9 protein-coding genes are annotated in these 14,160 nt (G+C 51.9%); 7 read left to right on the forward strand and 2 right to left on the reverse strand.

From position 1 onward, the window contains the following. The first annotated feature begins 365 nt into the window (after positions 1 to 365). The 4 genes from metA to aceK all read left to right on the forward strand — a co-directional run bounded on the left by metA (position 366) and on the right by aceK (position 6,383). Positions 366 to 1,295 (forward strand): homoserine O-succinyltransferase, encoded by a 930-nt coding sequence (gene metA, locus M2403_RS18145; protein WP_152327455.1) that lies wholly within the window; start codon positions 366 to 368, stop codon positions 1,293 to 1,295. Positions 1,296 to 1,662: 367 nt separating this feature from the next. Next, a complete protein-coding gene (aceB, locus tag M2403_RS18150) occupies positions 1,663 to 3,261 on the forward strand; it encodes a malate synthase A (protein ID WP_259230399.1) in 1,599 nt (532 codons plus the stop codon). 40 nt (positions 3,262 to 3,301) lie between these two features. Next, on the forward strand, positions 3,302 to 4,624 hold the full coding sequence (gene aceA / locus M2403_RS18155; RefSeq protein WP_217154200.1) for an isocitrate lyase: 1,323 nt from the start codon (positions 3,302 to 3,304) through the stop codon (positions 4,622 to 4,624). A 46-nt stretch (positions 4,625 to 4,670) separates the two neighbouring features. Beyond that, positions 4,671 to 6,383 (forward strand): bifunctional isocitrate dehydrogenase kinase/phosphatase, encoded by a 1,713-nt coding sequence (aceK, locus tag M2403_RS18160; protein ID WP_259230401.1) that lies wholly within the window; start codon positions 4,671 to 4,673, stop codon positions 6,381 to 6,383. Between the two features lie 40 nt (positions 6,384 to 6,423). Here the strand turns inward: aceK and iclR are convergent, their stop codons facing one another. Then, on the reverse strand, positions 6,424 to 7,266 hold the full coding sequence (gene iclR / locus M2403_RS18165) for a glyoxylate bypass operon transcriptional repressor IclR (RefSeq protein WP_371819832.1): 843 nt from the start codon (positions 7,264 to 7,266) through the stop codon (positions 6,424 to 6,426). Positions 7,267 to 7,531: 265 nt separating this feature from the next. Between iclR and metH the strand changes: the two genes are divergently transcribed. Beyond that, positions 7,532 to 11,215, forward strand: coding sequence for a methionine synthase (gene metH / locus M2403_RS18170; RefSeq protein ID WP_405047839.1), 3,684 nt, complete (start codon positions 7,532 to 7,534; stop codon positions 11,213 to 11,215). An 86-nt stretch (positions 11,216 to 11,301) separates the two neighbouring features. Here metH and M2403_RS18175 read toward each other — a convergent pair whose 3' ends face one another. Next, a complete protein-coding gene (locus tag M2403_RS18175; protein WP_259230408.1) occupies positions 11,302 to 12,012 on the reverse strand; it encodes a UTRA domain-containing protein in 711 nt (236 codons plus the stop codon). A 202-nt stretch (positions 12,013 to 12,214) separates the two neighbouring features. On the opposite strand from M2403_RS18175, the gene M2403_RS18180 reads away from it, so the two are divergent. Both M2403_RS18180 and M2403_RS18185 read left to right on the forward strand, forming a co-directional pair. Then, positions 12,215 to 13,273 (forward strand): ABC transporter substrate-binding protein, encoded by a 1,059-nt coding sequence (locus tag M2403_RS18180; RefSeq protein ID WP_259230411.1) that lies wholly within the window; start codon positions 12,215 to 12,217, stop codon positions 13,271 to 13,273. Positions 13,274 to 13,354: 81 nt separating this feature from the next. Then, on the forward strand, positions 13,355 to 14,152 hold the full coding sequence (locus M2403_RS18185; protein WP_259230412.1) for an alkaline phosphatase family protein: 798 nt from the start codon (positions 13,355 to 13,357) through the stop codon (positions 14,150 to 14,152). Positions 14,153 to 14,160: the final 8 nt, after the last annotated feature.

The following is a 14,160-nucleotide window of genomic DNA, read 5'->3' on the forward strand; positions in this document are numbered from 1 at the left end:
CCCCATGCCGAACTCAGAAGTGAAACGCCGTAGCGCCGATGGTAGTGTGGGGTCTCCCCATGCGAGAGTAGGGAACTGCCAGGCATCAAATAAGTAGAAAGCCCTGTACTGACGTACAGGGCTTTTTGCTATGGGAAATTTGGATAAATTTTCAGCCATATCCCTCTATTTTTTCCTCATGTAGTTCCCTTTTTATCACTCATTGCTTTTCGTTTTCTCTGGTATATAACCAGATCGTCTAGATTAATAACCGAAGCTGAAACATTTTCACTTAACGTTTGCAGACTCGACATTTTAGATAAAAACCGTTATCTTCGGCTATCTAGAAGTCTAAACGTATAAATGGATGTAGTGAGGAAGTTGCTATGCCGATCCGGGTCCCAGATGAATTACCAGCCGTAAATTTCCTGCGCAATGAGAATGTTTTTGTGATGACCTCATCACGCGCAAAAACTCAGGAAATTCGTCCTTTGAAAGTGCTGGTACTCAATCTGATGCCAAAGAAAATTGAGACCGAAAATCAGTTTTTACGGCTGCTTTCCAACTCCCCTTTACAGATTGATGTACAGCTTCTGCGCATTGATAGTCGTGAATCTAAAAATACTCCGGCTGAACACCTGAATAACTTTTACTGTGATTTCGAAGACATCCAGCATGATAACTATGATGGCCTGATTGTCACCGGCGCTCCTTTGGGCTTAGTGGATTTCTGTGATGTTGCCTACTGGCCAGAGATTGAGCGCGTTATCCACTGGGCGAAAGAACACGTCACGTCGACATTGTTCGTGTGTTGGGCGGTGCAGGCTGCGTTAAATGTGCTTTATGATTTGCCGAAGATGACGCGCGAAACCAAGCTTTCAGGCGTTTATCCTCACCAGACATCACAACCGCTGGCTTTGCTGACCCGTGGATTTGATGAAACATTCCTGGCCCCTCATTCGCGCTATGCTGATTTTCCTGCGGACATCCTGCGTCAGCATACGGATCTTGATATTTTCGCTGAATCTGACGAGGCCGGTGCTTATTTGTTCGCAACGAAAGATAAGCGTATGGCCTTCGTTACGGGTCATCCGGAATATGATGCCGGTACGCTGGCCGGAGAATATTTACGTGATGTCGCAGCCGGTTTATCACCTGAAATGCCTTACAATTACTTCCCGCAAGACAATGCAGAGCTAGCGCCTAAAGCGACCTGGCGTAGTCACGGCCATCTGCTGTTTACCAACTGGCTAAACTACTATGTTTATCAGATCACGCCATTCGATCTGCGCCAGATGAATCCAACCCTGGAATAATTCCCTTCATGATTTACAGACGATCCTACGTGATCGTCTGCTTCTGTTTGCCTCCAACGCCTTCCTCTTAAATGACTATCCGATCCTCAGTCTCTAAAAAATCGAAATAGATTCATATTTTTCGATATTTTTTTACGTGTTTAACTCACTGATTAATAGCTGTTAAATCATGCAATAAAAATAAAATGGAAATCGTTTTTGATTTTATGAAAAACCTGATTACGCTTAAATCTATCGGGCAATAAATGACCATCGATAAATCCCCAGAGGATCTTTCCCTGTGGCGCTGGTTTATTTTCTACCGTATCAGCATCTGCTTAGTGAGGCGGTCTGGCAGATTTAAGTCGAAAAATCAGGAGAGTTAGCGATGTCAGAGCAAATTACGCGCAGTCAGCTTAGTTTTACACGCCGTTTTGGTGAAAATGAAACACATATTCTGACTGAAGAAGCAGTGGATTTTTTGTCTGAGCTGGTCATGCGCTTTACCCCGCTGCGTAACCGCTTGATGACAGAACGTGTCGCGGTGCAGAGAAAAATTGATGGCGGTATTTTACCGAATTTTATTTCGGAAACTGATTCCATAAAAAAATCACAGTGGACGATTCGGGGCATTCCGGAGGATTTAAAAGATCGCCGCGTAGAAATCACCGGACCCGTAGAACGCAAAATGGTGATTAATGCGCTAAATGCCAATGTGAAAGTCTTTATGGCGGATTTTGAAGATTCCCTTGCTCCTGACTGGCAAAAAGTCATCGAAGGGCAGATCAACTTACGTGATGCGGTTAACGGGACGATCAGCTACACCAATGAATCCGGAAAAATTTATCAGCTCAAACCCGACCCGGCCATTCTGATTTGCCGTGTGCGCGGACTGCACTTACCTGAAAAACACGTCACCTGGCAAGGTGAGGCCATTCCCGGTTCTCTGTTCGATTTTGCGTTGTACTTTTTCCACAACTATCGCGCGTTGCTGGCGAAAGGCAGTGGCCCTTATTTTTATCTGCCAAAAATGCAGTCATATCATGAAGCTGACTGGTGGAGTCAGGTCTTCAGCTTTGCCGAGGACTACGCCGGATTATCACGTGGCACCATCAAAGCCACCGTTCTCATTGAAACTCTACCTGCCGTATTCCAGATGGACGAAATTCTTTACCACCTGCGCGACCATATCGTCGGGCTTAACTGCGGGCGTTGGGACTATATTTTCAGCTATATCAAAACGTTGAAGAATCATTCTGACCGCGTTTTGCCCGATCGCCAGTCAGTCACCATGACGCAGCCATTCCTCAACGCGTATTCACGGCTTCTCATCAAAACCTGCCACCGCCGCGGCGCATTTGCGATGGGCGGCATGGCGGCCTTTATCCCCAGCAAAGATGTTAAACGCAATGAATGGGTGCTGAACAAGGTAAGAACGGACAAAGAACTGGAAGCGACCAACGGGCATGACGGTACCTGGATAGCACATCCGGGGCTGGCTGATACTGTGCTGGAAGTCTTCGATAAAGCGCTCGGTTCCCGCTCCAATCAGCTGGACGTATTACGCGAAGACGATGCAGATATTACTGCGGCACAATTGCTGGAGCCTTGTTCCGGCGAACGTACTGAAGAGGGTATGCGTGCCAACATCCGTGTTGCCGTGCAGTACATCGAAGCGTGGATCTCCGGAAATGGCTGCGTACCCATTTACGGGCTGATGGAAGATGCTGCTACCGCCGAGATTTCCCGAACCTCAATCTGGCAATGGATCCACCACGGCAAAACGCTCAGCGACGGTCAGCTGGTCACCAAGCCTTTGTTCCGCCGCATGTTGAATGAAGAAATGCTGGTGATCCAACAGGAGTTAGGTGAACAACGTTTCAGCGCCGGGCGCTTCACGCAGGCCGCCACATTAATGGAAAAAATTACCACGCAGGATGAGTTAATCGACTTCCTGACCCTGCCGGGCTATCAGCTGCTGGCCTGATTCTTCATACCCTACACATAAAAAGACCGGAGCATTTGCCATGAAAACAACACGTACTCAGCAAATTCAGCAGCTTGAAGAAACCTGGAATCAGCCACGCTGGAAGGGGATTGCCCGCCCTTATACGGCCGCCGAAGTCATCAGCCTGCGCGGCTCGGTGAATCCGGAATGTACTCTGGCTCAGCACGGCGCTGCCCGTCTGTGGAATTTACTGCACGGCGCGTCCCGTAAGGGGTATGTGAATTGCCTGGGCGCGCTCACCGGCGGGCAAGCATTGCAGCAGGCAAAAGCCGGGATTGAGGCGATTTATTTGTCTGGCTGGCAGGTCGCGGCCGATGCCAATACGGCGTCCAGCATGTATCCGGATCAGTCGTTATATCCGGTGAATTCCGTGCCTGAAGTGGTAACGAGGATTAACAACACTTTCCGCCGTGCGGATCAAATCCAGTGGGCGAATAATATTGAGCCCGGTCAGCCCGGTTATACCGACTATTTCCTGCCGATTGTCGCTGACGCTGAAGCCGGTTTTGGCGGTGTACTCAATGCTTTTGAACTGATGAAATCCATGATTGAGGCCGGTGCAGCAGCGGTTCATTTTGAAGACCAGCTTGCCGCTGTTAAAAAGTGCGGGCATATGGGCGGAAAAGTTCTGGTGCCAACACAGGAAGCCGTGCAGAAACTGGTCTCCGCGCGTCTTGCCGCCGATGTTCTCGGTGTACCGACGTTGCTGGTGGCGCGTACCGATGCCGATGCCGCTGATTTACTGACGTCCGATTGTGACCCTTATGACAGCGAGTTTATTACCGGCGAAAGAACGCATGAAGGCTTCTACAGAACGCATGCGGGTATCGAGCAGGCCATCAGCCGCGGGCTGGCGTATGCGCCGTACGCTGATGTTGTGTGGTGCGAAACATCAACGCCTGATCTCACTCTGGCCCGGCGTTTTGCCGAGGCCATTCATGCCAAATTCCCGGGCAAACTGCTGGCCTACAACTGTTCGCCATCGTTTAACTGGAAGAAGAATCTGGATGATAAAACGATTGCCACCTTCCAGGAGCAGTTGGCGGCGATGGGCTATCAGTACCAGTTCATCACGCTGGCGGGCATCCACAGTATGTGGTTCAACATGTTCGATCTTGCTCATGCGTATGCGCAGGGCGAAGGGATGAAACATTACGTCGAAAAAGTGCAGGAACCTGAATTTGCGGCGATCGGCCGCGGATACACTTTTGCTTCACATCAGCAGGAAGTGGGCACCGGATATTTCGACAAAGTGACGAACATCATTCAGGGTGGACGCTCATCGGTAACCGCGTTAACCGGTTCGACCGAAGAACAGCAATTCTCCCCGACATCCCACTGATTTGACCCGGCGCAAGCCGGGTTTTTCCCCTGCCGGAGCCGATATTATGCGCATCGAGCTGTTGATTGCTCAGACTATTTTGCAAGGGTTCGATGCACAGTATGGCCGGTTTCTGGAGGTGACCTCGGGCGCGCAACAACGCTTTGAAAATGCCGACTGGCCGGCGGTGCAGGCGGCTATGAAACAGCGAATTCATCTCTACGACCACCATGTCGGATTGGTTGTCTCTCAGCTCAAATGCATTACGGGTCAGCACTTTTACGATGCTGCATTCTTGGTCCGCATAAAAAACTGTTACGCCGGATTGTTGCCTGACTATCCCCGGGCAGAAATCGCCGAAAGTTTCTTTAATTCAGTCTATTGCCGGATTTTTAAACACCGTGAACTCACGGCGGATAAGCTTTTTATTTTTAGCGAACAGCCCATTCACCGGCCACAGTATTGCGCCCGGCCACTCGCCCGGCAATATCCTGTGAAAGGAAATCTGGTCACCACGCTGGGCCGGATTCTTCACGATCTTCCGATGCGTTTAACGTGGGAGAATGCGCCGCGTGATATTGATTACATCAGTACAACGTTGCAGCAAAGATTTCCCGGTGATGCGATATCAGAGGCGGTAATTGAGATCGCCACTGAAGTTTTCTACCGCAATAAAGCGGCGTGGATTATTGGAAAAATCGGGCTGGGTCAGCAGGTTTTCCCGCTGTTATTGCCGGTGCATCAAAGTCATCAGCGCGAATTGTTTGTGGATGCGTGTCTGACAGAGGGAAATGATGCCAGCATCGTTTTCGGCTTCGCGCGTTCCTATTTTATGGTGTACGCCCCGCAACCGGGCGCGCTGGTGGAATGGCTGCGGGAGATATTACCGGCAAAAACGACGGCTGAACTTTACAGCGCGATTGGCTGCCAGAAGCATGCGAAAACCGAATGTTATCGGGAGCATTTACGCTTTATGGCGCAAACCGACGAGTCTTTTATTATTGCGCCGGGCGTCAAAGGTATGGTCATGCTGGTCTTTACCTTGCCCGGAAGTGACCGCGTTTTCAAAGTCATTAAAGACCGTTTCGCCCCGCAAAAGGAGGTGACCGAAGCGCAGGTTATGGCCTGCTACCAGCTGGTCAAAGAGCACGACCGCGTAGGGCGGATGGCCGATACCCAGGAATTTGAACATTTTGTTCTGGCTAAGAAAAATATCAGCCCGGAATTAATGGCAGAGCTACAGCGTGAAGTCCCGGCGAAGATTGAAGATCTGGGCGACAGTATTGCCCTGAAGCATTTGTATATCGAACGGCGTATGACGCCGCTGAATTTATATCTGGAACAGGCGGATGATCAGCAGATGCATGACGTTATTGAAGAATACGGTAACGCGATTAAACAACTTGCGGCAGCGAACATTTTTCCTGGAGATATGTTGTTTAAGAATTTTGGCGTGACCCGTCACGGCCGCGTCGTATTTTATGATTACGACGAAATCTGTTACATGACGGAAGTGAATTTCCGCGATATTCCTGAACCGCGTTACCCCGAAGATGAACTGGCCCGCGAGCCCTGGTACAGCATTGCGCCGGGGGATGTTTTTCCTGAAGAATTTCGCCATTTCCTGTGCAGCGACAAGCGCGTCCGGCAGTTCTTCGAAGTGGCACACAATGACCTGTTTTGTGCCGATTACTGGCGCGGTCTGCAAAAGCGGATCCGCGAAGGGCACGTTGAGGACGTCTTCGCATATCGCCGCAGTCAGCGTTTCAGCCGCCGTTAAGTCTTATGCTCCCGCCATCAGTGCGGGAGCGATTCCTCAATTAATGTTTCCCGCCGCCATAAGCCTGCGTAATTTCTTTTGCTGCGTGGATCACCAGCGCGCCCAGTTCTGTCACGCGATCGTCTGTTATCCGTGAAACCGGGCCGGAAATGGAAATCGCGGCGTAAGCGTCGTTATGCTCATCGTAAATGCAGGTCGCCACACAGCGCAGGCCGAGTGCATGTTCTTCATCATCAAAGGCATAACCGCGTTTGCGCGTATCGGCCAGCTCCTGTTTCAGGTTTGCCGGAGACGTTTTGGTCAGCGGTGTGTAGCTGTGTAAACCAATTTTGTGCAGAAGCTTCGCCAGGCGCTCTTCCGGCAGGGTGGAAAGAAATGCCTTACCCGCACCGGAAGCATGCATCGGCAGTTTTCCGCCAATCGGCGCTGACATTCGCATCAGTGCATTACATTGCACCTGATCGATAATGATCGCCTGATAATCACTGTGATCCAGCACTGCCAGATTCACCGTTTCGCCGGACTCCTCCATCAGACGGCGCAGCATCGGGTGCACCATCGCCAGCAAATTACGGCTTTGCAGAAAACTGCTGCCGACCACGAACGCATGCGAGCCGATGGTCCACAGACCCAAATCGCCGACCTGTCGCACAAACCCCTGCTGCTGCATCGTGGTCAGCAAACGGTGAGTGGTGGAATTCGGTAAACCTGCCTGCTGAGCCAGATCCGTCAGTGCAACGCTGCCCTGAGCTTCAGCGATATATTCCAGCAACTTAAGGCCACGCGTGAGGGACTGAACCTGTCCGGTGGCGGCGCTACCTGCTGTTGCAGCGGCTTTTGTTTTCTTAGCACGCTTGGCCGGAGTCAATGTGGACATTGCCATAAGCCTGTTCCTTGTAAGATGCGCCAAAAACTGGCGAAGAAAAATTATTTTTGGAATTGGTTTTCGTTTTTACAGTATGGATCGCAACCTGCCTTTGCGCTCATCCGATGTGTTGCACAGCATTTGCGGGATGCCTTCCTGAATTGAAAAAGTCTCATGTCACCACGGCCTTTTGGCTTCTGAAGGTATGCTAGGATGTTGACCATAATTTCCGGCGTATGAATGAACAATTTGCCGGGTGTGCGTGGTGGGTGATGAGGTGAAAGTGACTAATCGGGTTGAAGCGCTACATAAGCAACTGGCACAGCGCATTTTGGTGCTGGACGGCGGCATGGGAACCATGATCCAGAGCTACCGTCTTGAAGAAGAAGATTATCGCGGCCAGCGCTTTGCCGACTGGGGAAGCGATCTTAAAGGCAATAACGATCTTCTGGTCCTGAGCAAACCCGAAGTGATCATCGAGATCCACAACGGTTATCTTGCCGCTGGCGCAGATATTCTCGAAACCAACACCTTCAACTCCACCACTATTGCGATGGCCGATTACCATATGGAATCGCTCTCGGCTGAAATCAACTATGAAGCCGCCCGGCTGGCGCGTCAGTGCGCCGATGAGTGGACCGCCCGCACACCGGATAAACCGCGCTATGTGGCCGGTGTTTTAGGCCCGACTAACCGCACAGCTTCGATCTCTCCAGACGTTAACGATCCTGCCTTCCGTAACGTGTCATTCGATCAACTGGTGGAAGCCTATCGCGAATCGACCCGCGCGCTGATCGAGGGCGGTGCCGATCTCATCATGATCGAAACCGTTTTCGATACGCTCAATGCCAAAGCCGCCACATTTGCGGTTGAAAGCGAATTTGAAGCGATGGGCATCGTATTGCCTGTGATGGTTTCCGGCACCATCACGGACGCCTCTGGTCGAACATTATCCGGCCAGACCACGGAAGCTTTTTATAACTCACTGCGCCACGTTAAACCGCTCACTTTCGGCCTGAACTGCGCCCTGGGGCCGGATGAATTACGTCAGTATGTCGCTGAGTTATCGCGTATTGCCGAATGTTATGTCACGGCGCACCCGAACGCCGGTTTGCCTAATGCTTTCGGTGAGTACGATCTGGAAGCCAAAGAAATGGCGGAACACATTGCCGAATGGGCGCGCTCGGGCTTTCTGAATATTGTCGGCGGTTGCTGCGGTACCACGCCTGCACATATTGCGGCGATGGTAAAAGCCGTCGAAGGCGTGCCGCCGCGTGCGCTGCCGTCTATTCCCGTGGCCTGCCGTCTGGCGGGGCTGGAACCTCTGACTATTGATCCGCAGACGCTGTTTGTGAACGTTGGCGAACGTACCAACGTCACCGGTTCTGCGCGATTTAAACGGTTGATTAAAGAAGAGAAGTATTCTGAAGCGCTGGCAGTTGCCCGCCAGCAGGTAGAAAGTGGCGCGCAGATTATCGACATCAACATGGATGAGGGGATGCTCGACGCCGAAGCGGCGATGACGCGTTTTCTCAACCTGATTGCCGGTGAGCCGGATATCGCCCGTGTGCCAATCATGATTGACTCCTCCAAATGGGATGTCATTGAAAAAGGCCTGAAATGCATTCAGGGCAAAGGCATTGTTAACTCCATTTCGATGAAAGAGGGTGAGGAAGCTTTCCTGCATCACGCCCGTATGGTGCGCCGCTACGGGGCAGCCGTAGTCGTCATGGCCTTTGATGAAACCGGACAGGCGGATACCCGCGCCCGTAAAATTGAAATTTGCCGTCGCGCCTACAAATTGCTGACTGAAAAAGTCGGCTTCCCGCCGGAAGATATTATTTTCGACCCGAATATTTTTGCAGTCGCCACCGGGATTGAAGAGCACAACAACTACGCCGTTGATTTCATCGAAGCCTGCGCCGACATCAAAGCCCAGTTACCTCATGCGCTGATTTCCGGCGGTGTGTCCAACGTTTCCTTCTCGTTCCGTGGTAATGAACCGGTGCGCGAAGCCATTCATGCCGTGTTCCTGTATCACGCCATCCGCAACGGCATGGATATGGGGATCGTCAACGCTGGCCAGCTGGCGATTTATGATGACTTACCGGCTGAACTGCGCGACGCCGTTGAAGACGTGATCCTCAACCGCCGTGATGATGGTACCGAGCGTCTGCTCGAGTTGGCCGAAAAATACCGTGGCAGCAAAGACGATGGCGAAGCGAATAAACAGCAGGCGGAATGGCGCAGCTGGGAAGTTAAAAAACGCCTCGAATACTCGCTGGTGAAAGGCATCACCGAATTTATCGAACTGGATACCGAAGAGTGCCGCCAGCTGGCTGCGCGCCCTATCGAAGTGATTGAAGGTCCGCTGATGGACGGCATGAACGTCGTCGGTGACCTGTTTGGTGCCGGTAAGATGTTCCTGCCGCAGGTGGTGAAATCCGCCCGTGTTATGAAACAGGCTGTGGCATATCTCGAGCCGTACATCGAAGCCAGCAAGGAGAAGGGCCAGACCAACGGCAAAATCCTGCTGGCGACGGTAAAAGGCGATGTGCATGACATCGGCAAAAATATTGTCGGCGTAGTGCTGCAGTGTAATAACTACGAGATTATCGATCTCGGCGTGATGGTGCCGACCGACAAAATTCTGAAAACCGCCATTGAAGAGAACGTCGATATTATCGGGCTGTCAGGGCTGATCACGCCATCGCTTGATGAAATGGTTAATGTGGCGAAAGAGATGGAGCGCCGCGGTTTCACCATACCATTACTGATTGGCGGTGCGACGACATCCAAGGCACACACCGCGGTTAAAATCGAACAAAACTACAGCGGTGCGACCTGCTACGTGCAAAACGCCTCGCGTTCAGTCGGCGTGGTGTCTGCTTTGCTGTCAAAAGATCAGCGTGATGCGTTTATCGAACGCACGCGCAAAGAGTACGACACCGTGCGTATCCAGCATGGACGTAAAAAGCCGCGTACACCGCCGGTCAGCCTTGAGGTGGCGCGCGATAACGCCACCACTATCGACTGGGACGATTACACGCCGCCGGTTGCTCATCGCCTCGGCATTCAGAAAGTGGAAGCCAGCATTGAAACGCTGCGCAATTACATCGACTGGACGCCATTCTTCATGACCTGGTCGCTGGCAGGCAAATATCCGCGCATTCTGGAAGACGAAGTGGTCGGTGAAGAAGCGAAGCGCCTGTTCAAAGATGCCAACGATCTGCTCGATAAGCTTTCCGCTGAAAAATTATTGAATCCGCGCGGTGTGGTTGGCCTGTTCCCGGCAAACCGTAAAGGTGATGACATCGAGATTTACGCAGATGAGCGCCGCACGGACGTGCTGGTGGTCAGCCACCATTTGCGTCAGCAAACCGAAAAAACCGATTTCGCGAACTATTGCCTGGCCGATTTTGTCGCACCGAAATCCAGCGGCAAAAAAGATTACATGGGCGCGTTTGCCGTCACAGGCGGGCTGGAAGAAGATGCGCTGGCCGAGGCGTATGACAAGCAGCATGATGATTACAATAAAATTATGATCAAAGCGCTGGCAGACCGTCTGGCCGAAGCGTTCGCGGAATACCTGCATGAGAAAGTGCGTAAGGTCTACTGGGGTTTTGCGCCGACAGAAAACCTGAGCAATGAAGAACTTATCCGCGAAAATTATCAGGGGATCCGCCCGGCTCCGGGTTATCCGGCCTGTCCTGAACACACTGAAAAAGGCCAAATCTGGAAACTGCTGGATGTTGAAACTCACACCGGCATGCAACTGACTGAATCCTTTGCGATGTGGCCGGGCGCTGCGGTATCCGGCTGGTATTTCAGCCATCCTGACAGCAAATACTTCGCTGTGGCGCAGATTCAGCGCGATCAGGTCGAAGATTACGCCGCGCGCAAAAACATGCCAGTCGCCGAAGTTGAACGCTGGCTCGCGCCAAACTTAGGTTACGACGCCGATTAATTTCCCTGTCATGTTTCCAGCTGACTCTGCGCTGGTGGTTCTCATGAAACCCGGTCACTGACTTCATCAGGTGGCCGGGATTCATATCAATTCACTTCCACATCAATGTGCAGCGCGTCATAACGCCAGTATTCCAGATCGCAGTCGATGACCCGGTCATTTTGGTCCCGGTTGGTGCGCGTGATAAATAACGCGGGGCTGCCGGAGGCAACTTTCAGCGCCTTCGACGCTTCTCTTGTCAGCAGCGTCGGCACCATATCAAACCGTACGCGCCCGTAATGGATATCGTAGCGTGATGCATACAGGTCAGTCAGGGAAGAGGTTAAATCTGCATCAAGAATGCCACTGAAATACAACGGATTGAGGTAATGCTCCACATAAAGTACCGGGCGCTTGTCGATATAGCGTAACCGGCGGATGCAGATCACATCACTGCCGGAGGGCAGCAATAACTTCTGGCATACCGTATCGCTGGCAACGCAGTGCCTGGCATCAATAACCTGAGTTTCTGCGCTGCGCCCCTGATCTTTCGCCATTGCGTGAAAATGACTTCTTTGCAACGGGTTGTAGACAATGCGCGGAGGAGAAACAAACCAGCCCCGGCGTACTTCACGATAAATCAGCCCCTGCGCTTCCAGATGGCCTAACGCTTCACGCAGCGTAATACGGGTCGTGGAAAACTGTTCACTCAACGCGCGCTCAGAAGGCAACCTTCCTTCGGCAGAAAATGCTCCGGCCGCAATACTTTCGCTCAAAGCCTTGCAGATAACGGCAAGGGTGGTCTGCGATTCATTCATCGGTCAGCAAGCCTCATTTCAGTGCGTTTTTGCACCAACCTGACCCGGAATTGCGTAAATTATGTGCGCTTGTTAACAGCGATAAGCTTAAAACTGCTGCTTTTTCACGCTGACATATAATTATCACAATTGAGCGTTAGATTGGCTTGGTTCTTGCTGGACTAGACCAGCACTTCACACACTACCATCCGGAGCATCCGTTATGAAACAGTTGTTCGCTTCTGTGTTAACCAGCGCGCTTGTCCTCTCCGCTTCACCGGCATTTGCCGCTGAACCTCCTGCTGAACTCCTGAAAGCGGCACAAGCCGAAGGCACGGTGAACAGCGTCGGTATGCCTGATGACTGGGCGAACTGGAAAGAGACCTGGAATGATTTGAGCACCAAATACGGCCTGAAACACAGTGATACCGATATGAGTTCTGCTCAGGAAATCGCGAAATTCCTTGCCGAAAAAGACAATGCCAGTGCGGATATTGGTGATGTGGGTGCTGCATTCGGTCCGGTAGCGGTTCAGAAGGGCGTCACTCAGCCTTATAAACCGACCACCTGGGATCAGGTGCCAGACTGGGCGAAAGATAAAGATGGTATGTGGGCACTCGCTTACACCGGCACTATTGCATTCATCATTGATAAATCTCAGGTGAAAGATGAGCCGCACAGCTGGGCTGATTTGCTCAACAGCAAATACAAAGTCACTATCGGTGATGTCAGCACCGCAGCGCAGGCCGCGAACGGCGTTCTGGCGGCAACGTACGCGATGGGCGGCAATGAAAAGGATCTGAAACCGGGTCTGGAATATTTCGGCAAACTGGCGAAAGCAGGACGTCTGAGCCTGACTAACCCGGTCATCGCTTCTCTGGAAAAAGGTGAAGTGCAGGTGGGTGTGGTCTGGGACTTCAACGGTCTGAGCTATCGCGACAAAATCGACAAAACCCGCTTCGACGTGGTGATCCCTTCTGATGGTTCTATCACCTCGGGTTACACCACCATTATCAACAAATTCGCCAAACACCCGAACGCCGCCAAACTGGCGCGTGAATACATCTTCTCCGATGCCGGTCAGATCAACCTGGCGCGTGGTTATGCCCGCCCAATCCGTGCTGATCACATCACATTGCCAGACGACGTGAAAGGCAAACTGCTGCCATCCAGCCAATACAAAAATGCTCACCCGATTGCCGATCCGGCTGCCTGGGATAAGAGCGCCAAAACCTTGCCTCGCCTGTGGCAGGAAAACGTCATGATCAACATGCAGCAGTAATCTCCTGAATTAAAAAATAGAAAAAACCGGGCAGCGAAAGCATTGATTAATTACAACACCTGCAAGAAAGGCATAAGTGTAATGAAGAGCATTCTGGTAGTACTCGACGGCCTGAATTATCAGGTCGGCAAAGACGCAATGGGTTATTTACAGGCTCAGTGTGCCGCAGGACGCGGCCGCTTGTATCAACTGGAATGCGAACTGCCTTCGCTGTCACGGCCGCTTTACGAATGCATTCTCACCGGCATCGCGCCGGTGGCGAGTGGCATTGTGCATAACCACGTTGACCGGTTATCCACGCAACGCAGTATTTTCCATTATGCCCGCGAAGCCGGAATGACGACGGCGGCTGCGGCTTATCACTGGGTCAGCGAATTGTATAACCGCACGCCGTTTGACCCGCCGCGTGACCGTCATACCAGCGATGAGTCTCTGGCCATTCAGCATGGTCATTTTTACTACGACGACGGCTACCCTGATTCGCATCTGTTTGACGATGCTGAAAGCCTGCGCCGTCGGCATGACCCCGATTTCCTGCTGATCCACCCGATGAATATTGATGACGCTGGCCACAAATTTGGCCTGTCGACGCCGCAATACCGCAACAAAGCGCGGACGGCGGACGGCATCCTTTCGCGCTATCTGGGTGACTGGCTGGACGCGGGTTATCAGGTCATCGTGACCGCCGACCATGGCATGAACGATGACCGCAGCCATGGCGGTATTTTACCGGAAGAGCGTCAGGTGCCGTTGTTCGTCTTTGGCAGTGCTTTCAGCTTTAAAGATGCCGCACCGCTGCAAACAGAGTTGTGTGGCACCGTTTGTCAGATCCTCAATATTGCCCACGACAAGCCACATTGCGCGGCATTACTGGCCTGAATCCCGTC

The sequence above is a fragment of the Rahnella sp. BIGb0603 genome, assembly GCF_024808755.1.
Classification (GTDB): domain Bacteria; phylum Pseudomonadota; class Gammaproteobacteria; order Enterobacterales; family Enterobacteriaceae; genus Rahnella; species Rahnella contaminans.